The following is a 21,228-nucleotide window of genomic DNA, read 5'->3' on the forward strand; positions in this document are numbered from 1 at the left end:
TTCTAGCGAGCGCGCGTACGGGTCTTGCCGATCATGACAAAAAAGTCATCGAGAGGTCATCGATCATTCAGTGCGGCATCGCTACCATGCGAATCGTTCAAGCTCCATCCAACGCGAGGTGATCGTGCCGAAACGAACGCTTCAGACCGTGCAGCCGCTGTGGCTGCGCATCACGCACTGGCTCAATGCGTTTGCCATTCTCATCATGGTGACGAGCGGCTGGCAGATTTATAACGCCTCGCCCGTGTTCAAGTCGCTGACCTTTCCGTCATCGGTAGCGCTAGGCGGTTGGCTCGGCGGCGCGCTGCAATGGCATTTCGCGGCCATGTGGTTGCTGGTGGCGAACTTTATCGTCTATGTGGTGATGAATATCGTCACCGGCCGACTCAAGGCGCGCATGTTTCCCTTGAGCATAAAAAGCATCTTTAGCGATGCCTTCGCCGCCGTGCGCGGCAAGCTCGGTCACGACGATCTCACGCATTACAACGCGGTCCAAAAGTTCGCTTATTTAGCGGTGATCGTGGACATCGTGGTCATAATTCTGTCCGGGCTCGTTGTATGGAAGTCGGTACAGTTTCCGTTTCTTCGCACGCTGATGGGCGGTTATGACAACGCGCGCGTCGTGCATTTCTTCTGCATGAGCTTTCTGGTGGTGTTCTTCGTCGTTCATGTGGCGATGGTCGCGCTGGTGCCGCGCTCGCTCGTGCTGATGGTCAGGGGACGTTGATCATGTCATTCAAACTCTTTGGATCGAGGCCGGATGCCGATCTCATCATCAGGGATGCGGCGAAGGAATTAAAGGCCCCCGCGCGCCGTTTATTCGGCAAACGCATGCTCTCGCTCGGAGGTCTTGCAATGCTGTCCGGCTGCAATATCAGCGACGACAAATCCATCAATGCGATGCTGCGCAAGATCTCGTCCTTCAACGACGATGCACAAGCTTTGCTATTCGATCCGAACAAACTCGCGCCCACGTATCCCGAATCAATGATTACGCGGCCGTTTCCGTTCAACGCGTTCTATGACATCGACGAAGTGCCCGAGGTGGATGCGTCCGCCTATAAGCTCGAAGTGGGCGGCCTCGTCAAAGGCAAGCGTGTGTGGACGCTCGACGAGCTTCACGCCATGCCGCAGGAAAGCCAGGTGACGCGGCATATTTGCATCGAAGGATGGAGTGCCATTGGCAAGTGGGGCGGCGTGCGCTTTGCTCGTTTTCTGGCGCAGGCGGGCGCGGATACGAGCGCGAAATACGTGGCGTTCCACTGCGCGGACAACTATTCGACGAGCATCGACATGCCGACCGCGCTGCACGCGCAAACGCTGCTCACGCTGACTTACGACGGCCAGATCTTGCCGCCGAAATACGGCTTTCCGATGAAGCTGCGCATGCCGACCAAGCTCGGCTACAAGAACCCTAAGCATATCGTCGCGATTACCGTGACCAACGATTATCCCGGCGGCTATTGGGAGAACCAGGGCTACAACTGGTTCGGTGGTTCCTGATTTACCGCTCAATTCTCTTCGCTCGACACTTAAAGGAGCTTGCATGTCCAATCGCATGAAACTCGGAATTGCAGCGCTTGCGCTCGCATCGATCACATCCGCCGCCTTCGCCGATACGCCCGCCGCCAAGCCGGTGCGCATTCGCGGCGATATCGTTTCCGCCACGGGCGATACGCTCACGGTGCATCGCAAGAGCGGCGACACGGTGAAGATCGCCATGAAGGCGGACACGCCGGTCAGCGCGCTCAAGAACATCAAGCTCGAAGACATCAAGCCGGGTTCGTTCGTCGGCACGGCAGCGATGACCGGCACGGACGGCAAGCTCACGGCGACCGAAGTGCTGGTGTTCCCGGAAGCGGCGCGCGGCACGGGCGAAGGTCACTACGCATGGGATCTCGGCCCGAAAAGCTCGATGACCAATGCCAACGTCGATCAGGTCGTGCAGGGCACGAGCGGCCGCGATCTGAAGCTGTCGTACAAGGGCGGCACGAATTCGGTCACGGTGCCGCCGACGGTGCCGGTGGTGACGTTCGCGCCTGCATCGCACGATGATTTGCAGGCGGGCAAGCAGGTGTTTGTTGTCGCGAGCCCGAATGGCGGCGATTACGCGGCGCAACGTATCGTGGTGGAGAAGGATGGCGTGAAGCCGCCGATGTAATTTAGGCTTCTTCGTCTGAGAAAAGAGCCCGCATTTGCGGGCTTTTTTGCGTTCGCATGTGGCGCGTGAACATTCATCCCACGTAATCTGCGAGAATTAATGCTCTAGCGATTCGGAATACGTATCAACGAGCCAAAGGAGCAACGAACCCATGAGCGACACGACCTTGCTCGCCGTGAACGGCACGCTGATGCGCGGCCTCGAACTCAATCACAACATGATCGCGGCGGGCGGCGAATTCGTGCGCGAGGATCGCACGGCGGCGTGCTATCTCATCTGGAGCATCGGCGACCGGCATCCGGGCATGATCCGCGTGAGAAGCGGCGGCGCGGCGGTATCGCTCGAAATATGGCGTCTGCCCATGCACGGTCTCGGCGGATTGTTGATGAGCGAACCGGCGGGGCTTGCCATCGGCAAGGTTGTGCTTGCCGATGACAGCGAAGTGCTCGGCGTGCTGGCCGAATCGTGGCTGCTGGAAGGGCAAAAGGAAATCACCGAAATGGGTGGCTGGCGCGAATATACCGGGCATCGTTACCTGCCCTGAGCAATTTGTTCAGGCGAATAAAAACGAAGGCGTGCGATTTTCCTTGCAGCCGCGCGATACGACAATCAGACTAGATGAGTCGGCCCCGCGTTTTCGCATGCTCTGTCTCTCCGCCGACATCGATCGAAAGTCGAGTTGTCCGAGGAGAAGGCCATGGGCCCACAACCTTCCGTTCTGATCGTCGGCGCCGGGCCGACCGGCCTCACGCTCGCGCTGACGCTGCGGCGTCATGGTATCGCGGCGCGTGTCATCGACAAACTGAGCAAAGCGGCCGATTTGTCCAAGGCGCTGGTCGTGTGGCCCGCGAGTCTCGAAGTGCTGAGCGGTCTGGGCGTGGGCGCGGAATTCGCGCATGCGGGCGTGCCGTTGCAGGCGGTCGTGTTCGGTGACGGCGCGCAACGCCTGACGCGCATTTCGATGGAAGACGGCATCGACAGCGCGCATCCGCAGCCGATTCTCTTGCCTCAATCGCAGACCGAAGCAATTCTTGCCGAACGTCTCACGCAGATGGGTGGCACCGTGCAGCGCGGCGTCGAACTGACCGGTCTCACGGAAGAAGCCGATGGCGTGACCGTCACGCTGCGTCACGCCGATGGCCGCGAGGAAACCACGCGCGCCGCTTGGGTGATCGGCGCGGACGGCGCGAAAAGCGCGGTGCGTCATGCGCTCGGCATCGACTTCGAGGGCGACACGGAGCACTACGCGTACTGGCTCGGCGATGTGCGCATCGACGGCGCGCAACTCGATGCGCACAGCATCCATATCTGGTGGCACGACGGCGGCACCATCGCGCTGTTTCCGTTCGAGCAGGGCATCTGGCGCGTGATCTGCCGGCGTCCGCATGACGCGGAAGATCAGGGCGATGCACCGCCCGCGCTCGAACGGCTTCAGCAGAGCATCACGCAACACGGCCCGCCGGGCGCGCAGTTGTCCGAACCGGGCTGGCTCTCGACGTTTCACATCAACGAACGATTGGCGACGCGTTATCGCGGCGCGCGCGCTTTCCTCGCGGGCGATGCCGCGCATATCCACAGTCCCGCTGGCGGCCAAGGCATGAACACCGGCATTCAGGATGCCGCCAATCTCGGCTGGAAGCTCGCGTATGTCTTGCAGGGACGCGGGCATGCGGCGACGCTGCTCGATAGTTACGAAGCGGAGCGCCGGCCCGTGGCGCGCGAGGTCATCAAGAATGCGACGCGGCTCTTGCATGTGGGCATGGCACCGCATCCGCTCGCGCGCATGGTGCGCGATGCCGCCGTGCGCGTGCTCGATCACATGCCTGCGCTGCAGAATAAGCTGCGCACGGAGATGTCGGAGACGGACGTGACGTATCACGACGGTCCGTTGGTCGCGCTGGGCGAGGCATCGCGCCATGTAGAACGCGGCGCGGCGGGCACGCGTGCGCTCGACATCGCGTGGACGGATCGTTCGGGCGACACGCACACGCTCTGGCCGCTCCTGAGCGAGCGCCACACGTTGCTCACCTTCGGCAACACGCCGCGCGCCGCCGAGTGCGTGGCCGCTTACGAGGATGCGGTCGCCACCGTCATGCTGAATGCATCGCCGGATACGCACGATGCGGCGCTCAAGCGCTATGGCTTCGATGGCGCGGGCTGGGTGCTGATTCGGCCCGATATGGTGATCGCATTGCGCGGCAAGGATGACGACATCGTTGCATTGGAGCGCTATCTCGCGATGGTGATCGCTCCCGGCGCGGTCTGAACGGCCCTGCGTGATTGCGTTGACTTGCCGCCGCTGACGGCGTGTTACACGCAGCGCGCCGCGAGCCTTGCCCACGCGGCTGCCGCGTTGCGAACGTGTAACCGCGTAACGAGTGGAAAAATTCGCGTAGCCTAATTGCCAGCTTCGGTCTCTACGATGCATTGAACGCGGCCTGCTCCGCCGGATCTGGAGAACCCATGCTCAGTCCTCACGAAATTTCCACGTTGATGCTTGTTCAGTACTCGCCGAATCAAGTCGAAGTTTTCGGGCAGCTTGCGGCGCGGTTGCGTCAAGAAGAACTCGTCGAGATTCGTAGTCTGCCGACTGGGCAGGTTTTTCCTTCGCTTACGGACAAGGGGCAGGATGTGTTGCGGCGGCTTGCGGGGTTTGGACGGTCGGGCGCCGTGTGACGCCTTTGCGTAGGCTTTGAGTCATTCGACACGTTTTGTCTTGCAAGGGGCTGCTGTTGTTTGTGTTGTTTATGCAGTAGCCGCCTCCCCGGCGGGGGGGTAACTTTCTTTGCTGCTGCAAAGAAAGTCACCAAAGAAAGCAGCTTTTTACCCCATGCACGCTGGCTGGAGAGGGTTGGTCTGGATTAACGGATGCAGTGGCCGCAATAGGACGTTCCACGTATAACGAGCCGCTTAGGCAACCTAGCGATTTCGCGCTCGAATAGCCAAAGGTCTGTGGTCCGCATTCATTCCTTCGGCCATGCGCTGCGCGCGCCGAGAGCTTTAGAACGGAATCCCGCAGCCTATTAGCGCCCAGCAACATCACGCGTCTCCGCAAGATTGCTATTCGGCCCTACCTTGGTTAGTGCTCCGACTAAAAGATGACTTGCGTTGGTGTGTGCGCTTTGCCCAGAAGCGCTTACCAAGGTTGGGCCCAATGGGAGAGGTGCGATGTGGCGTGATGTGGCTGGGCGCCGATACGCTGCGGGATTCCGTTCTAAAGCTCTCGGCGTGCGAAGCGCATGGCCGATTGAATGACTGCGGACCACTTAGACTGGAGAGTTAGAGCGCGTAATCGCTAGGTTGCCTAAGCGGTTGCATACGTGAAAGGTCCTATTGCGGCCACAGTATCCGTTAATCCAGACCAACCCTTTCCCGCCATCGTGCATGGGGTAAAAAGCTGCTTTCTTTGGTGACTTTCTTTGCAGCAGCAAAGAAAGTTACCCCCCCGCCGGGGAGGCGGCTACTGAAAAAGCAGCACAAACAAGACAAGCCCCTCGCACGACAAACCAACAAAACCAACCCGTCAACGACCATGAAAGCAAACCCTGCCTAAACATCAAACCCGCCCCGCCACCAACTCACTCATCGCTTCAAAAAACCGCGTCGCACGCCGATCACCTGCATAGGCCGAATTAACCCGCACCCACGCGCACGCTTCCCCATTCGGCCGATAGTAACTCCCCGGCGCGAGCGTCACGCCGAACTTGACCGCTTCCCGAACGAGCACGTTCGAATCCTCGACTCCCGGCACCTTCGCCCAAATGAAATTCCCGCCACCGGGTTCATCGAACACTTCCCAGCCATGACTTTCGAGCGTCTGCACCGCACTCGAGAGCGAATCGCGCACGCGCTTGCGCAGACGTTCCAAATACTTCCGATACGTGCCACGTTCCAGCAAACTCGCCGCAACGGCTTCCGCGAACCGCGTGCCACCAAGCGACGTCAGCACCTTCACATCCACAAGACTTTTCACCAGCGCGCGATTCGCCGCAAGATAGCCAATCCGCAGCGACGACGACAGCGTCTTGGACAACCCGCCTACATAGATCACGCGATCGAGTTGATCGAGCGTGGCTAAGCGCTGCGTCGGCACGGCCTGAAAATCGGCATAGATATCGTCCTCGACAATCGAGAAACCGTATTGCGTCGCCAGTTGCAGCAGCCTGAACGCGACTTGCGGCGCAATGTTGGTCGCGGTCGGGTTCTGGAAAACGGTATTGACGAAGAACAGCTTCGGCTTGTGCTCCTTGAGCAACGCCTCGGCCACATCGATATCCGGCCCGTTCGCCAGACGCGGCACGCCGACCAGTCGCACGCCCTGCAGCTTCAGGAGGCCGAACAAATTGTAGTAACCGGGGTCTTCCACGAACACCGTGTCGCCGGGCTTGAGCATGGTCCGCACGATCAGATCGAGCGCCTGACTCGCGCCGTTGGTGATCATCACGTTCGGCAGATCGGCGTCGATGCCGAGCGTGTTGATGCGCATGAGCACTTGCTGGCGCAGCGCCATGTCGCCGTGCGGAATGGCGTAATCGATCACGCTCGATACGTCCTCGCGCGTGGCCTGCCGGATGGCTTGCGTGAGGCCGTCGAGATCGCGCCATGCTTCGGGAATAAACCCGCTCGACAGTTTGAGCGTCTCGCCGGGGTAGTTGAACTGCTGAAGAATCTGGTTCGATTCTTCTTCCGCGAGACGCGGATTGCAGTTGCCCGCATCGCCTTCGCGTTCCTCGATGTGATTCGCCACGTAAAAGCCCGAGCCGTGCCTCGGCTGAATCAGTCCGCGCGACGCGAGACGGTCGTATGCCTCGATCACCGGAAACCGGCTGATGCGCTGCTCGGCGGCAAGCTGGCGGATGGACGGCAGTTTCGCGCCCGCCAGCACACGGCGCGAGCGGATCATCGCCTCGATCTGGCCGACGATCTGCTCGGTCAGCGGCACGCCGGTGGCGCCATCGATGGTAAGGGGAAGGGCGTTCATGGTCGGTCGAAGTGTTCAGTCAGTTTGGGTGAACAGTTGGGTTGTGCTGTTCACCGGTGTCGTGCTCTCATTCGAACGCATCCGAAAAGCCCCGTCAATACTGGCTGAACGGTATAGGAGACTATTTTGGTGCGTCAGTCACCACCGAACTGTTCGTTCATTTTGGCTGAACAGTTCCGACGCAACTGTGCGGAACTGTTCATTCAAGCTGTTCGGGATCGGCCTAATAATGAGACAACTGGCCACACGAATCAAAGGAGCGGCATCATGCGTGAAATCCGTACTTTCGAACTCGACCGGCGCGATGCGCCCACGCGCTGGGTGATCGACCGTCCGCAAACGCTGCGCGTCACGCGCGGACAAATCTGGCTGACCATCGAAGGGCAGGCCGACGATTTCTGGTTGGACGCGGGCGCGTCCGTCGAACTTCAGGCGTACACGACGATCTGGGTCAGCGGCACCGCGGACGCAAGCTGGTTCTCACTGGCCTCACATTCGGCGCGCAGCCTCAGCCAGATGGTGCGTGCGTGGTTTGCGCGCCGCGCGCATCCGATGAACGTTGCGAGCTACGAAGCGTAGGCGAAAAAAAACCCGGCTTTCGCCGGGTCCAATGTTCCCGCGCCCTTTCGAGCGCGGTCACCTGCAAAGGTGCTACGTGCGCTTACGCTGCGAGCAGCGAGCGCAGCACGAACGGCAGAATCCCGCCGTGCTTGTAGTAATCCACTTCGATCGGCGTATCGATACGCAGAAGCACCGGCACGCGGTCTTCCTTGCCGTCCTTGCGATGGATCACCAGCGTGACTTCCTGTTGCGGCTTGAATTCGTCGCCGAGGTCTTCGACATCGAACGTTTCTTCGCCCGTGATATTGAGCGATTGCACGCTGTCGGTGCCCTTGAACTGCAGCGGCAACACGCCCATGCCGACCAGATTCGAGCGATGGATCCGCTCGAAGCTGCGCGCCACCACGGCCTTCACGCCGAGCAGTTGCGTGCCCTTCGCCGCCCAGTCGCGTGACGAACCCGTGCCGTACTCTTCGCCGGCGAACACGATGGTCGGCGTGCCGGCGTCGATATACTTCATCGCGGCATCGTAAATGGACAACTGTTCGCCGCTCGGCTGGTGAATCGTCAGGCCGCCTTCGATGCGCGTGCCGTCGGCCTTCGCCGGGATCATCAGGTTCTTGATCCGCACGTTCGCGAAGGTGCCGCGCATCATCACGTCATGGTTGCCGCGACGCGAACCGTAGCTGTTGAAGTCGGCCTTCTGCACGCCGTTCGCCTTCAGCCACACGCCTGCCGGCGACGTTTCCTTGATCGAACCCGCCGGGCTGATGTGGTCGGTCGTCACGGAGTCGCCGAACACGCCGAGCGCGCGCGCGCCCTTGACCTGCGGAATCGAATCGGCCGGTTGCATCGAGAAATCGTGGCCGAAGAACGGCGGCTCGGCGATATACGTCGACTTCGGCCAGTCGTAGACCTGACCGCTTTCGCCTTCGATCTTGCTCCACAGATCGCCGTCTTTCGTGAGCTGCGAGTAGTTCTCGCGGAACGCCTTCGCATCCAGCGCGAACTTGAGCAGCGCGTGCACTTCGTCGCTCGTCGGCCAGATGTCGCCGAGGTAGATGTCGCGGCCGTCCTTGCCCTTGCCGACCGGCTCGGTCATCAGATCGCGCGTGATATTGCCCGCGATGGCATAGGCCACGACCAGCGGCGGCGAAGCCAGGAAGTTCGCGCGGATGTTCGGGTGAATACGCGCTTCGAAGTTACGGTTGCCCGAGAGCACCGCTGCCGCGACGATATCGTTCTTCACGATGGCGTCGTTCAGTTCCGGCGTCAGGTCGCCCGCATTGCCGATACACGTCGTGCAGCCATACGCCGCGAGCGTGAAACCGAGTTGGTCGAGATAGGTCAGAAGGCCCGTCTTCGTCAGATATTCCGTGACGATGCGCGACCCCGGCGCCAGTGACGTCTTGATGTGCGGCGCAACCGTCAAACCCGCTTCGACCGCCTTCTTCGCCAGCAGCCCGGCGGCCAGCAGCACGCTCGGATTCGACGTGTTCGTGCACGACGTGATCGCGGCGATCAGCACGTCGCCGTTCTTCACGTTGACGCCATCGGTTGTCTTGTATTGCGTGTCGAGTTCGGCCGCCTTCTTGTTGAAGCCGTTTTCGCCGACCGGCTTCGAGAACAGGTCTTCGAACGTGCTCTTTACATTGCCGATCTCGATGCGGTCCTGCGGACGCTTCGGACCCGCCAGCGACGGCGCGACGCTCGACAGATCGAGCGTGAGCGTCTTGGTGTAGTCGATATCGCCCGCCTTCGGCACGCCCCACAGCTTTTGCGCCTTGAAATACTTCTCGAACGCGGCGATTTCCGCGTCCGTGCGGCCCGTGCCCTTGAAGTAGTCGATGGTTTTTTCATCGACCGGGAAGAAGCCCATGGTCGCGCCGTATTCCGGTGCCATGTTGCCGATGGTCGCGCGGTCCGGCACGCCGATCGAGGCCGTGCCTTCGCCGAAGAACTCGACGAACTTGCCGACGACCTTCTCTTTACGCAGCATTTCCGTGATGGTCAGCACGAGGTCGGTGGCCGTGCAGCCTTCGCGCAGCTTGCCCTTCAACTCGACGCCGACCACGTCCGGCGTGAGGAAGTACACCGGCTGGCCGAGCATGCCCGCTTCCGCCTCGATGCCGCCCACGCCCCAGCCCACCACGCCGATGCCGTTGATCATCGTGGTGTGCGAGTCAGTGCCGACCAGCGTGTCCGGGTAATAGACCGTATCCGCGCCTTCCTGCTTCTTGTGCACGCCGCGCGCGAGATATTCCAGATTCACCTGGTGAACGATACCGATGCCCGGCGGCACGACCTTGAACGTATCGAACGCCTGCATGCCCCACTTCATGAACTGGTAGCGCTCGTTATTGCGCTGGAATTCCAGCTTCATGTTCAGGTCGAGCGCGTTCGGCTCGCGGAAGTGATCGATCTGCACCGAGTGATCGACCACGAGGTCCACCGGCACGAGCGGCTCGATGGCCTTCGGGTCCTTGCCTGCGCGTTCGGCGACGCCACGCATCGCGGCGATATCGGCGAGCAGCGGCACGCCGGTGAAATCCTGCAGCACGACGCGCGCGACGACGAACGGGATTTCATCGACGCGAGCGGCCGTGGGCTTCCAGTTCGCGAGTTGCTCGATATGCTCCTCGGAGATCTTCTTGCCGTCGTAATTGCGCAGCACCGATTCGAGCACCAGCCGAATCGAGACCGGCAGACGGTCGATCTTGACCTTCAGGGCGTCGCCAAGCTGGGGCAGCGAATAAAACTTGCCTTTGCCGGAGCCGCTGTCGAATTCCTTGAGCGTTTTGTGGAGATTGTGGGCCATGGTTATTTTCCTAGGGCTAAGACGAGGAAATGACTAAATCACTAAATCACGTACAGATCGACGTATTCATTGACCGGCATGGCTTCGAGCCGTGCCTGATCCAGCGATACCGCGAGGATCGCTTGCTGTTGCTTCTGCGGGAAGCGCCGCGCCAAATTCGTCTTGAACTTTTCGACGAGCAGCGGAATGCCGTCTTCACGGCGGCGCTTGTGACCGATCGGATATTCGACCGCGATTTCATCGAGCTTGGTGCCATCGTTGAATTCGACGGTGAGCGCGTTGGCAATCGAGCGTTTATCCGGGTCGTGATAATCGTGGGTGTACTGCGTGTCTTCCACGCATTCCATCTTCGCGCGCAAGGTATCGATGCGCGGGTCTTGCGCAATCGAATCTTCGTAATCGGCGGCGGTGAGACGGCCGTGAATCAGCGGCACGGCGATCATGTACTGAATGCAGTGATCGCGGTCCGCCGGGTTATTCAATGGCCCCTTCTTATCGATGATGCGAATCGCCGCTTCGTGCGTGCGAATCGTGATCTTCTTGATGTCTTCGACGCGCTTGCCAGCATCTTTCAGCTTGTCGTGAATCGTCATCGCCGCTTCGACGGCGGTTTGCGAGTGAAACTCAGCGGGGAACGAAATCTTGAACAGCACGTTCTCCATCACATACGAGCCATACGGGCGCTGGAACTTGAACTCGTTGCCCTTGAAAAGGACATCGTAAAAGCCCCACGTTTTGGCGCTCAACACAGACGGATAGCCCATCTCGCCGGTCTTCGCGATCAATGCGAGACGCACGGCGCGGGAAGTGGCATCGCCCGCCGCCCACGACTTGCGCGAGCCGGTATTCGGTGCATGACGATACGTGCGCAGCGAATGACCATCCACGAACGCAAGCGACACCGCGTTGATGAGTTCGTCGCGCGTCAAGCCGATCATCTGCCCGACCACAGCGGTAGAAGCCAGCTTCACGAGCAAAACGTGATCGAGCCCAACCTTGTTGAACGAATTCTCCAGCGCGATGCAGCCTTGAATCTCATGCGCCTTGACCATCGCGACAAGCACGTCCTTCATGCTCAACGGCTGCTTGCCGGACGCGATGGCATTACGCGAAAGCCAGTCCGCAGTGGCCAAAATGCCACCGAGGTTATCCGACGGATGACCCCATTCCGCAGCCAGCCACGTATCGTTGAAATCGAGCCAGCGGATCATCGCGCCGATGTTGAAGGCGGCCTGAACCGGGTCGAGCTGAAACTGGGTGCCGGGCACCTTCGCGCCGTTGGGGACGATCGTGCCGGGCACGATCGGTCCCATCAGCTTGGTGCAGGCGGGATAGGAGAGGGCTTCGAGTCCGCAGCCGAGCGTGTCGATCAAACAATTGCGCGCCGTTTCGAGCGCAAGGGTGCTGTCGACGGAAAAGTTGAGAACATAGTCGACTATGTCGATAAGAACTCGGTCCGGGTCAGGCCGGACGTTTGAGATCGGTGCGGACATCGAGGATTCCTGTTTTATATGTGCCGATCGGAATGACAGCCCGGGCTTATTGCTCGGGCTTGATCAGCGGGTTCTGCTTCAGCGCTTCCGCTTGCGTGGGTGCCGTGGCGCCCGCGGCCATCTCGGGCGTCACGCACTCGTCGGCGAGGCGCGATTCGTCCTTGTCGGAGAAAAGCATCGCCTTGCTCGGGATCACGACCAGATCCATGCCGGACGCCACATCGTGGAAGCGGTCCGCGCCGGTCGTCGTGTCCTGACGCGGCAGTTTGTAGTCCTTCTTGGCCCAGTTCACCGTGACGATGGCATCACGCTTCATGTCGCCTTTCAGGTAGAAAGCCGTGCCGTCCTTGCACGACCACTTGACCGACCCTTCGGGAATCGGATCGGTCTTCGCTGCCGCAGCCGCTTCGGCCTTGGACGAGCGCTTGACGAGTCGGCGCGCCGGAGCGGGACGCTTGGCCTTGGCCGCGCTGGCGCCTGTTGCTGTCGCCGCCGCGAAGGCATCGGCACTGACGAACGTGCTGGCGGTGGCCAGCGTGCCGATGATTGCAGCGATCAAGAGTTTGTTCATCGATGAAACCTTTTCGAAAACTTTGGGTTGAATGGCGTTTGCTGCGCGGAATGGAATATCCCCCAACGGACACTCCGATCGCACAGCCCGCTATTTTCGCTTATTTAATGACGTGAACTTCAAATTTTCCGGTCCTGTGTAATTCGCGCTCGGCCGGATGATCTTGTTGTCGATTCGCTGCTCGATGATGTGCGCGCTCCAGCCCGCCGTGCGCGAGATCACGAACAGCGGCGTGAACATGGCCGTGGGCACGCCCATCATGTGATACGACACCGCGCTGAACCAGTCGAGATTGGGGAACATTTTCTTCGCATTCCACATGACTGTTTCAAGACGTTCGGCGATATCGAAAAGTTTCGTATCGCCTGCTTCCTTGGAGAGCTTTTTCGCGACGTCCTTGATGACTTTGTTGCGCGGATCGGAAATGGTATAGACGGGATGGCCGAAGCCGATCACCACTTCCTTGTTTTCGACGCGGCGTTTGATATCCGTTTCCGCTTCGTCCGCGTTCAAATAGCGCGACTGAATTTCGAACGCGACTTCGTTTGCGCCGCCATGCTTCGGACCGCGCAAAGCGCCGATGCCGCCCGTGAGCGCGGAATACATATCGGAGCCGGTCCCTGCAATCACGCGCGTCGTGAACGTCGATGCGTTGAACTCGTGTTCGGCGTAGAGGTTGAGCGAGACGTGCATGGCATCGACCCAGGACTTCGACGGTTCCACGCCATGTAACAAATGCAGAAAGTGGCCGCCGATGGAATCGTCATCGGTTTCCACTTCAATGCGCTTGCCATTGTGCGAATAGTGATACCAGTAGAGAAGCATCGAGCCGAGCGAAGCCATCAACTTATCGGCGATGTCTTTCGCGCCCGGAATGTTGTGATCGTCCTTCTCGGGCAGCAAGGTGCCAAGTACGGAAACGCCGGTGCGCATCACGTCCATCGGATGAGCGGATGCCGGAATCCATTCGAGCGCGGCTTTGAGATTCGCGGGCAGACCGCGCAACGCCTTGAGCTTGGCTTTATACGCCTTCAATTCAGCGACATTCGGCAACTTGCCATGCACCAGCAAATACGCAATCTCCTCGAACTCGCTCGTCGTCGCGATATCGAGAATGTCGTAGCCGCGATAGTGCAGATCGTTGCCCGTGCGGCCCACGGTGCACAGCGCGGTATTGCCCGCTGTCACGCCCGACAGCGCGACGGATTTCTTCGGCTTGAAACCGCCGGATGCGGCGGGTGCTTCGGTCGATGCGGTATCGCTCATTCTCTCGCGTCTCCTTGACTACGCTCGTGATGCGGCGTTACTTCTCGTGCTTCGGATGTAAAGCGTTCTTTATACGTGTTCCACAAACCAGGGCGCACATTCGTCCGGCACCGCATGCCCGGTTGCCTGCGCGCGGCGCAAAACCGACCAGTAATAGCGATAACTTGCGCGATCATGCAGCGTGTCGCCATGACGCGTCGGTCCCCATTGTGCGTGCTGTGCGGCCAGCAGAATCCCGGCGGCGAGCGCGATCTCGTCCTCAAGCGGCGAGAACGCCTCGATAATCGGCCGAATCTGCTCGGGATGGATGCTCCACATGCGCGTGTAGCCGAACTCGTTGCGGGCGCGCGCGGCATCGTTCGCGACGATGCTCATATCGCGCACTTCCGTCGATACGTTGTGCGAAGGCACCTTGCCGTGCGCGTGACACGCCGCCGCGATCTCCAGCTTCGCGCGCCGCACGAGCGGATGATCGAACTGGCCGGGCGAGCGCATGGCGGAATCGGGAATCGCGCCGTTGTGCGCGGAAACGAAGTCCATCAGCCCGAAACTGAGCGATTCGACGCCCGGCAACGCGGCCAGTTCGAACGCCTGCGCCAGCGCGCCATGCGTTTCGATCAGCAGATGACAAGGAATACTTTGCGCGATGCCGAATTCACGACGCGTATCGTCGATGAACGCGACCATCTCGGCGGCATTCGACGCGCTACGAACCTTCGGCAGCATGATGAAGGCGGGCGCGTGCTTCGCATGCCGCAGGATGATGCGCACGTCCTCACGCCACGCGCGATGATCGAAATCGTGGATGCGCACGCCCACGCGCCCGAAGCGGTCTTCCTCGCCGCCCACAAACGACGCGACGAGTTCCGCGTGTTCCGCCTCGCGCCCGACTTGCGCGCCGTCCTCGCAATCCAGCGTGATATCGAAAACCGGCCCGAGTTGCGCCTGCAACGCGAGCGATTTCTTCATCAGCTTTTCGCTGCCGGCGTAGTGATCGCAGGGCGGCGGGACCGCGGGCTGCGGTTCGCCGTCAAACAGCACGTCGGCGGGAGTGAGAGCGCGCATCGTCGGCTTTGGGTCCGATTTTGTGAAATGGGGAGTCGATCCTGCTCAAAACTTCTGATTCGGCCGCGCTCGACAGTTTCGGCGAACTTCTCAAGCGCGATCGGATCAGGCGCGAACGCTTTTGAAGGCATTCGCGCATGGGTAAAGCGTGGGAGCTTTCCTCGCTTTACTTGCCCAGCAGATGCGAAACGCCGTCGCGTTCTTCGAGCAGTTCGTTCAGCGTGCCGTCCATCTTTTCGCGCGAGAAGGCATCGATTTCGAGCCCTTCGACGCGCTTGTACTCGCCGTTTTCGCAAGTCACGGGCACGCCGTAGATGATGTCTTCCGGAATGCCGTACGAGCCATCCGACGGAATACCCATGGTCACCCACTTGCCGTTCGTGCCGAGCACCCAGTCACGCACGTGATCGATGGCCGCATTCGCCGCGGACGCCGCCGACGACAAACCACGCGCCTCGATGATCGCCGCACCGCGCTTGCCAACGGTCGGAATGAACGTGTTGCGGTTCCATTCGTCGTCGTTGATGAGCTTGGTCAGATCCTGACCTTCGGCCTTCGCGAAACGGAAGTCCGGGTACATGGTCGGCGAGTGATTGCCCCACACCGCGAGCTTTTCGATCGATGCGACCGGCTTGCCCGACTTGGCCGCCAGTTGCGACAGCGCGCGGTTGTGGTCCAGACGCAGCATGGCCGTGAAGTTCTTCTTCGGCAGGTCCGGCGCCGACTTCATGGCGATGTACGCATTCGTGTTGGCCGGGTTGCCGACCACCAGCACCTTGACGTCGCGGCTGGCGACATCGTTCAGTGCCTTGCCCTGCACCGTGAAAATTTCCGCGTTGGCCGAGAGCAGGTCCTTGCGCTCCATGCCCTTCGAGCGCGGACGTGCACCGACCAGCAGCGCGACGTCGGCATCCTTGAACGCGACCTTGGGATCGTCCGTGACCACGACGCCCGCGAGCAGCGGGAACGCGCAATCTTCCAGTTCCATCACGACGCCCTTGACGGCGCCTTGCGCTTGCGGCAGATCGAGCAATTGCAGAATCACGGGCTGGTCTTTGCCGAGAAGATCGCCATTGGCGATGCGGAACAGCAGCGAGTAGCCGATTTGACCTGCGGCGCCGGTGACGGCAACGCGCTTTGCGGACTTAGCCATTGATAACTCTCCTGGACGAAGCGTGGAACGCTAGGGAAAACGCCATTTTATGCGCGATACGCCAAGCGTTGATGAAGACATGCCAGCCGTGCCGCGCGCGAAACGCCCGAAGCCCAAGCGCCAAAGGGCTTGCGCGCGATCGAGCGCCCGACGGCGCGAGGCCGTTCATGCCAAGAATTTTCTCTTCGAGCGAGAGGTGTACAGGAAAACCGGAGAAGGCGCGTGTTCCGCCCGGGTCTGACGGCAAACGTCCATTCGGGACGGCGCAGGACGTTGCGAGGCGAAGGGCTAGGCAGCGGCGCGCGAATCGAAGGGACGATCGGCGTGAGGCACGAGCGAAAGGGCGTGCCTGGCGGTGAATTGCGCGGCTGGAAGACGAACGGTGGATGACTCGTCGGCCTGTGCCGGCGGTGCGGATTCGAACGAAAAAGGCTCAAGAAAACGCGCTGACCGGCAACGGGTCCGGCCGTGCAATGACCCGCAAACCCTTGCTCGACAAGGAGTGTAGGAGTGCTCCGAGCCAATGTCAACACTATCTTATGTCTTATATAAGACATAGGAATCTCCGGGAAACATCTGGACGCGCGACGCGGCTTTGTGTTGAAATGCGCGGCATGAATTCCAACCCGGCGAGCACGACGAACCCGAACGGCGGCGCACCTGCGGCTGAGCCGGCGGGCACGCCATCGCCGACGTTCAGCCCGTTGTATCAGCAAATCAAGGCGCTCATCACGCAAGGGCTCGAATCGGGCGAATGGAAGCCCGGCGAGATCATCCCGAGCGAGGTCGAACTGGCCGCCCGCTACAAGGTCAGTCAGGGCACGGTGCGCAAGGCCATCGACGAACTCGCGGCGGACAATCTGCTCGTGCGCCGTCAGGGCAAGGGCACCTTCGTCGCCACGCACAACGAAGACCGCGTCCAGTTCCGCTTCCTGCGTCTTCTCCCCGATGACGGCGATGCGCATCCCCACGTGAGCCGCCTGCTCGAATGCCGCCGCCTGCGCGCGCCCGCCGAAATCGCGCGTCAACTCGATCTCAAGCCCGCCGACCCCGTCGTTCTTATCAAGCGCTTGTTGCAGTTTGATGGCGTGACGACCGTATTCGATGAAATCTGGCTGCCGGGCGCGATCTTTCGCGGGCTGACGGCCGAGCGGCTCGCGGATTACAAAGGCCCGCTCTACGCGATGTTCGAAACCGAGTTCGGCACGCGCATGATCCGCGCCACGGAAAAGATTCGCGCACTCGCCGCCGATGAAACCGTCGCGCAGTTTCTCGATGTCGCGCCGGGTTATCCGCTGCTGTCGGTCGAGCGCGTGTCCTATACGTACGGCGATCGCCCCGTCGAGGTGAGGCGCGGATGGTATGTCACGACCGGCTACTACTATCAGAACGACTTGAGTTGAACGAAACATCGGCGCGTGGCGAGAGATGCATGTGAGCACGCGCGATGCACGAATAAGAATGCGTTTAATAGTGCGACCTTTCGCTGCATTGCGGAATCAAAAGGCGCTAAAATTGCGGGTTAGTGTAATAACGAGTTGGGGTCTAGCATGGCTGAAGCCGTAAAAAAACCACGGCCCGAATTCCGGAACATCGGGATCGGTCAATTATCGAAGTACCGCCTGCCGCTCGCGGGCAAGGTCTCGATCCTGCATCGGGTGAGTGGCTTGTTGTTGTTCATCTCGCTGCCCTTCATTCTGTATCTGCTCGATCAGAGCCTGACGTCCGAACTGAGCTTCGACGCGTTCAAGGGCTTTCTGGCCAATCCCCTCATCAAGATCGTCACGCTGGTGTTGTCGTGGGCCTATCTGCACCACTTCTGCGCGGGCATTCGCTTTCTCTTGCTCGATACGCATGTCGCGGTGAACAAGGAAGGCGGCAAGCAGACCGCGCTGATCGTGCTCGTCGTGTCGCTGCTATTGACGCTTGCGATGGCCCTCAAACTCTTTGGACTCTTTTAAAAACATGACATCCCCCAATAGAGTCGGCCCCAAGCGCCTGGTGGTCGGCGCGCACTATGGTTTGCGCGACTGGCTCGCGCAACGCATCACGGCCGTGGTCATGGCCGTCTACACGCTCGTGCTGCTGTTCTGGTTCTTCGCCGCGCATGCTTTCTCGTACGAAGGCTGGGCGGGCATCTTCTCGATGCAGTGGATGAAGCTCGCCACGTTCGTGGCCTTGCTGTGCCTGTTCTATCACGCGTGGGTAGGCATTCGCGATATCTGGATGGATTACGTGAAGCCCATGGGCGTGCGCCTCTTCCTGCAAGTGCTGACCATCCTGTGGCTCGTGGGATGCGCCGGCTACGCCGCACAGATTCTCTGGAGAGTGTAAGAACATGGCTGCAATCAAGACTTCCCTGCCGCGTCGGCGCTTTGACGTAGTGATCGTGGGTGCGGGCGGCTCGGGCATGCGCGCCTCGCTGCAACTGGCGCGCGCGGGCCTGTCCGTCGCGGTTTTGTCGAAGGTGTTCCCGACGCGCTCGCATACGGTGGCCGCGCAAGGCGGCATCGGTGCGTCGCTTGGCAACATGAGCGAGGACAACTGGCACTATCACTTCTACGACACGATCAAGGGCTCCGACTGGCTCGGCGACCAGGATGCGATCGAATTCATGTGTCGTGAAGCGCCCAATGCGGTGTATGAACTCGAACACATGGGCATGCCGTTCGACCGGAATCCCGATGGCACGATCTATCAGCGTCCGTTTGGCGGGCATACGGCGAATTATGGTGAGAAGCCGGTGCAACGCGCGTGTGCGGCTGCTGACCGTACAGGGCATGCGCTCCTGCATACGCTGTATCAGCAGAACGTCGCCGCTAAGACGCATTTCTTCGTCGAATGGATGGCGCTGGATCTGATCCGCGACGCCGAAGGCGATGTGCTCGGCGTAACCGCGCTCGAAATGGAAACGGGCGAAGTCCATATCCTCGAAGGCAAGACCACGTTGTTCGCCACGGGCGGCGCGGGCCGCATCTTCGCGGCATCGACGAATGCGTTTATTAATACGGGCGATGGACTCGGCATGGCGGCGCGTTCGGGCATCGCGTTGCAGGACATGGAGTTCTGGCAATTCCACCCGACCGGTGTCGCAGGCGCAGGCGTGCTGATTACCGAAGGCGTGCGCGGCGAAGGCGGCATTCTGCGCAATTCGAATGGCGATCGCTTCATGGAACGCTATGCGCCGACGCTGAAGGATCTCGCGCCGCGCGATTTCGTCTCGCGTTCGATGGATCAGGAAATCAAGGAAGGACGCGGCGTCGGTCCGAACAAGGACCACGTCTTGCTCGATCTGTCGCATATCGGTGCGGAGACGATCATGAAGCGCCTGCCGTCGATTCGCGAGATCGCGCTGAAGTTCGCGAACGTCGATTGCATCAAGGAGCCGATTCCGGTGGTGCCGACCATCCACTATCAGATGGGTGGCATACCGACGAATATGCACGGTCAAGTCGTCGGTACGGCGAACGGTTACAGCGATCCGGTCAACGGCTTCTACGCGGTCGGCGAATGCTCGTGCGTCTCGGTGCATGGCGCGAATCGTCTGGGCACGAACTCGCTGCTGGATCTGGTCGTGTTCGGGCGCGCGGCGGGCAATCACATCATCAAGCATGCGAAGGAATTGAAGGAGCACAAGCCGCTGCCGGCCGATGCCGCCGACTTCGCGCTCGAACGCCTCGCGATGCTGGAGCGTTCCACGTCAGGCGAATACACGCAGCACATCGCGGGCGACATCCGCGCGACCATGCAGGCGCACGCGGGCGTGTTCCGTACGTCGAAGCTGCTGGAAGAGGGCGTCGATAAGGTCAAGGAACTCAGCGAGCGCGTGAAGCACGTGCATCTGAAAGACAAATCGAAGGTGTTCAACACCGCGAAGGTCGAAGCGCTGGAGTTGGCGAACCTGATCGAAGTCGCGCGCGCGACGATGATCTCCGCCGAAGCGCGCAAGGAAAGCCGTGGTGCGCACGCGCACAGCGACTACGAGCATCGCGATGACGAGAACTGGATGCGCCATACGCTGTGGTTCAGCGAGGGCGACCGCCTCGACTACAAGCCGGTGCAGATGAAACCGCTGACGGTCGACTCGGTGCCGCCCAAGGCACGCACGTTCTAAGGCGCGAGAGGAATACGAAATGGCTAAGAGAACCTTTGAAATCTATCGCTACGATCCGGACAAGGACGCGGCGCCGCGCATGCAGACGTACGAGATCGAGATCGATTCGCACGAACGCATGTTGCTCGATGCATTGCTCAAGCTGAAGTCGGTCGATGAAACCTTGTCGTTCCGTCGCTCGTGCCGTGAAGGCGTGTGCGGGTCGGATGCGATGAACATCAACGGCAAGAATGGGCTCGCGTGCCTGCAGAACATGAACGATTTGCCGCAAAAGATCGTGCTGCGTCCGCTGCCCGGACTGCCGGTGGTGCGGGACCTGATCTGCGACTTCACGCAATTTTTTAATCAGTATCATTCGATCAAGCCGTATCTGATCAACGACACGCCGCCGCCCGAGAAGGAACGGCTGCAGACGCCGGAAGAGCGCGACGAACTCGACGGGCTCTACGAGTGCATTCTGTGCGCGAGTTGCTCGACGTCGTGTCCGAGCTTCTGGTGGAACCCGGACAAGTTCGTGGGTCCGGCGGGCTTGTTGCAGGCGTATCGGTTCATCGCCGATAGCCGGGATGAGGCCACCGGCGAGCGTCTGGACAATCTGGAAGATCCGTACCGTCTGTTCCGTTGCCACACGATCATGAACTGCGTCGATGTCTGCCCGAAGGGGCTGAACCCGACGAAGGCGATCGGCAAGATCAAGGAATTGATGGTGCGTCGCGCGGTCTGACGATGAACGATTCGCCTGAAATAACTGAAACTTCACACCAGTCCGACCCGGCCCGCCGCGCGCGATTGCGCTGGCGGGCGCGGCGCGGGCTGCTCGAAAACGATCTGATCTTCGAGCAGTTCTTCGCGCGCTACGAACACGATCTGAGCGATGCCGATGTCGGCGCGCTCACGCAACTGCTGGAGTTGAGCGACAACGAACTGATGGACCTGCTGCTTGCGCGGACGGAGCCGGAAGGGGCGTTGGCGACGGCGGACGTGGTGCGTGTGCTCGGCCACCTGCGAACCGTGTGATTTCAGCAGGAATTCCCGAAATTCTGCA

The 21,228-nt window shown here is 60.5% G+C and carries 20 protein-coding genes; 13 read left to right on the forward strand and 7 right to left on the reverse strand.

Features of this window, described 5'->3' with window-relative positions:
* Positions 1-205 precede the first annotated feature (205 nt).
* From ACZCWR_RS16735 to ACZCWR_RS16760, 6 genes are all read left to right on the forward strand, one after another.
* The gene (locus ACZCWR_RS16735) at positions 206-727 is read left to right on the forward strand and encodes a cytochrome b/b6 domain-containing protein (RefSeq protein WP_487304722.1); all 522 of its coding nucleotides are present in this window, start codon (positions 206-208) and stop codon (positions 725-727) included.
* 2 nt (positions 728-729) lie between these two features.
* On the forward strand, positions 730-1,503 hold the full coding sequence (locus ACZCWR_RS16740; RefSeq protein WP_487304111.1) for a molybdopterin-dependent oxidoreductase: 774 nt from the start codon (positions 730-732) through the stop codon (positions 1,501-1,503).
* Positions 1,504-1,546: 43 nt separating this feature from the next.
* On the forward strand, positions 1,547-2,161 hold the full coding sequence (locus ACZCWR_RS16745; RefSeq protein WP_487304112.1) for a hypothetical protein: 615 nt from the start codon (positions 1,547-1,549) through the stop codon (positions 2,159-2,161).
* A 151-nt stretch (positions 2,162-2,312) separates the two neighbouring features.
* Complete coding sequence (locus ACZCWR_RS16750) at positions 2,313-2,705, forward strand: allophanate hydrolase-related protein (protein ID WP_487304113.1); 393 nt, start codon at positions 2,313-2,315, stop codon at positions 2,703-2,705.
* Positions 2,706-2,858: 153 nt separating this feature from the next.
* On the forward strand, positions 2,859-4,427 hold the full coding sequence (locus ACZCWR_RS16755; protein WP_487304114.1) for an FAD-dependent monooxygenase: 1,569 nt from the start codon (positions 2,859-2,861) through the stop codon (positions 4,425-4,427).
* A 197-nt stretch (positions 4,428-4,624) separates the two neighbouring features.
* Positions 4,625-4,837: a hypothetical protein gene (locus tag ACZCWR_RS16760; RefSeq protein ID WP_487304115.1), complete on the forward strand. Its 213-nt coding sequence runs from the start codon at positions 4,625-4,627 to the stop codon at positions 4,835-4,837.
* A gap of 880 nt (positions 4,838-5,717) precedes the next feature.
* Here ACZCWR_RS16760 and ACZCWR_RS16765 read toward each other — a convergent pair.
* A complete protein-coding gene (locus tag ACZCWR_RS16765; protein WP_487304116.1) occupies positions 5,718-7,142 on the reverse strand; it encodes an aminotransferase-like domain-containing protein in 1,425 nt (474 codons plus the stop codon).
* 267 nt (positions 7,143-7,409) lie between these two features.
* Here ACZCWR_RS16765 and ACZCWR_RS16770 point away from each other — a divergent pair, with 267 nt between their 5' ends.
* Positions 7,410-7,721, forward strand: a complete 312-nt coding sequence (locus ACZCWR_RS16770) for a DUF2917 domain-containing protein (RefSeq protein WP_487304117.1) — start codon at positions 7,410-7,412, stop codon at positions 7,719-7,721.
* A gap of 82 nt (positions 7,722-7,803) precedes the next feature.
* Here the strand turns inward: ACZCWR_RS16770 and acnA are convergent, their stop codons facing one another.
* From acnA to ACZCWR_RS16800, 6 genes are all read right to left on the reverse strand, one after another.
* Positions 7,804-10,521: an aconitate hydratase AcnA gene (acnA, locus tag ACZCWR_RS16775; protein ID WP_487304118.1), complete on the reverse strand. Its 2,718-nt coding sequence runs from the start codon at positions 10,519-10,521 to the stop codon at positions 7,804-7,806.
* A gap of 41 nt (positions 10,522-10,562) precedes the next feature.
* Positions 10,563-12,014, reverse strand: coding sequence for a bifunctional 2-methylcitrate dehydratase/aconitate hydratase (locus tag ACZCWR_RS16780; RefSeq protein ID WP_487304119.1), 1,452 nt, complete (start codon positions 12,012-12,014; stop codon positions 10,563-10,565).
* 46 nt (positions 12,015-12,060) lie between these two features.
* Positions 12,061-12,585 (reverse strand): hypothetical protein, encoded by a 525-nt coding sequence (locus ACZCWR_RS16785; RefSeq protein ID WP_487304120.1) that lies wholly within the window; start codon positions 12,583-12,585, stop codon positions 12,061-12,063.
* Between the two features lie 90 nt (positions 12,586-12,675).
* Positions 12,676-13,851 (reverse strand): bifunctional 2-methylcitrate synthase/citrate synthase, encoded by a 1,176-nt coding sequence (prpC, locus tag ACZCWR_RS16790; RefSeq protein WP_487304121.1) that lies wholly within the window; start codon positions 13,849-13,851, stop codon positions 12,676-12,678.
* A gap of 69 nt (positions 13,852-13,920) precedes the next feature.
* Positions 13,921-14,916: an HpcH/HpaI aldolase/citrate lyase family protein gene (locus ACZCWR_RS16795; protein WP_487304122.1), complete on the reverse strand. Its 996-nt coding sequence runs from the start codon at positions 14,914-14,916 to the stop codon at positions 13,921-13,923.
* A 166-nt stretch (positions 14,917-15,082) separates the two neighbouring features.
* On the reverse strand, positions 15,083-16,069 hold the full coding sequence (locus ACZCWR_RS16800; RefSeq protein ID WP_487304123.1) for a malate dehydrogenase: 987 nt from the start codon (positions 16,067-16,069) through the stop codon (positions 15,083-15,085).
* Between the two features lie 605 nt (positions 16,070-16,674).
* Between ACZCWR_RS16800 and ACZCWR_RS16805 the strand changes: the two genes are divergently transcribed.
* From ACZCWR_RS16805 to ACZCWR_RS16830, 6 genes are all read left to right on the forward strand, one after another.
* Positions 16,675-17,472, forward strand: coding sequence for a GntR family transcriptional regulator (locus tag ACZCWR_RS16805; protein ID WP_487304124.1), 798 nt, complete (start codon positions 16,675-16,677; stop codon positions 17,470-17,472).
* Between the two features lie 147 nt (positions 17,473-17,619).
* Positions 17,620-18,030: a succinate dehydrogenase, cytochrome b556 subunit gene (gene sdhC, locus ACZCWR_RS16810; RefSeq protein WP_487304125.1), complete on the forward strand. Its 411-nt coding sequence runs from the start codon at positions 17,620-17,622 to the stop codon at positions 18,028-18,030.
* Positions 18,031-18,034: 4 nt separating this feature from the next.
* Positions 18,035-18,403 (forward strand): succinate dehydrogenase, hydrophobic membrane anchor protein, encoded by a 369-nt coding sequence (gene sdhD, locus ACZCWR_RS16815; protein ID WP_487304126.1) that lies wholly within the window; start codon positions 18,035-18,037, stop codon positions 18,401-18,403.
* A 4-nt stretch (positions 18,404-18,407) separates the two neighbouring features.
* On the forward strand, positions 18,408-20,183 hold the full coding sequence (gene sdhA, locus ACZCWR_RS16820) for a succinate dehydrogenase flavoprotein subunit (protein WP_487304127.1): 1,776 nt from the start codon (positions 18,408-18,410) through the stop codon (positions 20,181-20,183).
* A gap of 19 nt (positions 20,184-20,202) precedes the next feature.
* Positions 20,203-20,907, forward strand: coding sequence for a succinate dehydrogenase iron-sulfur subunit (locus ACZCWR_RS16825; RefSeq protein ID WP_031362534.1), 705 nt, complete (start codon positions 20,203-20,205; stop codon positions 20,905-20,907).
* Between the two features lie 20 nt (positions 20,908-20,927).
* Positions 20,928-21,200, forward strand: coding sequence for an FAD assembly factor SdhE (locus tag ACZCWR_RS16830; RefSeq protein ID WP_487304723.1), 273 nt, complete (start codon positions 20,928-20,930; stop codon positions 21,198-21,200).
* Positions 21,201-21,228: the final 28 nt, after the last annotated feature.

Source organism: Caballeronia sp. A2-2 (assembly GCF_057612605.2).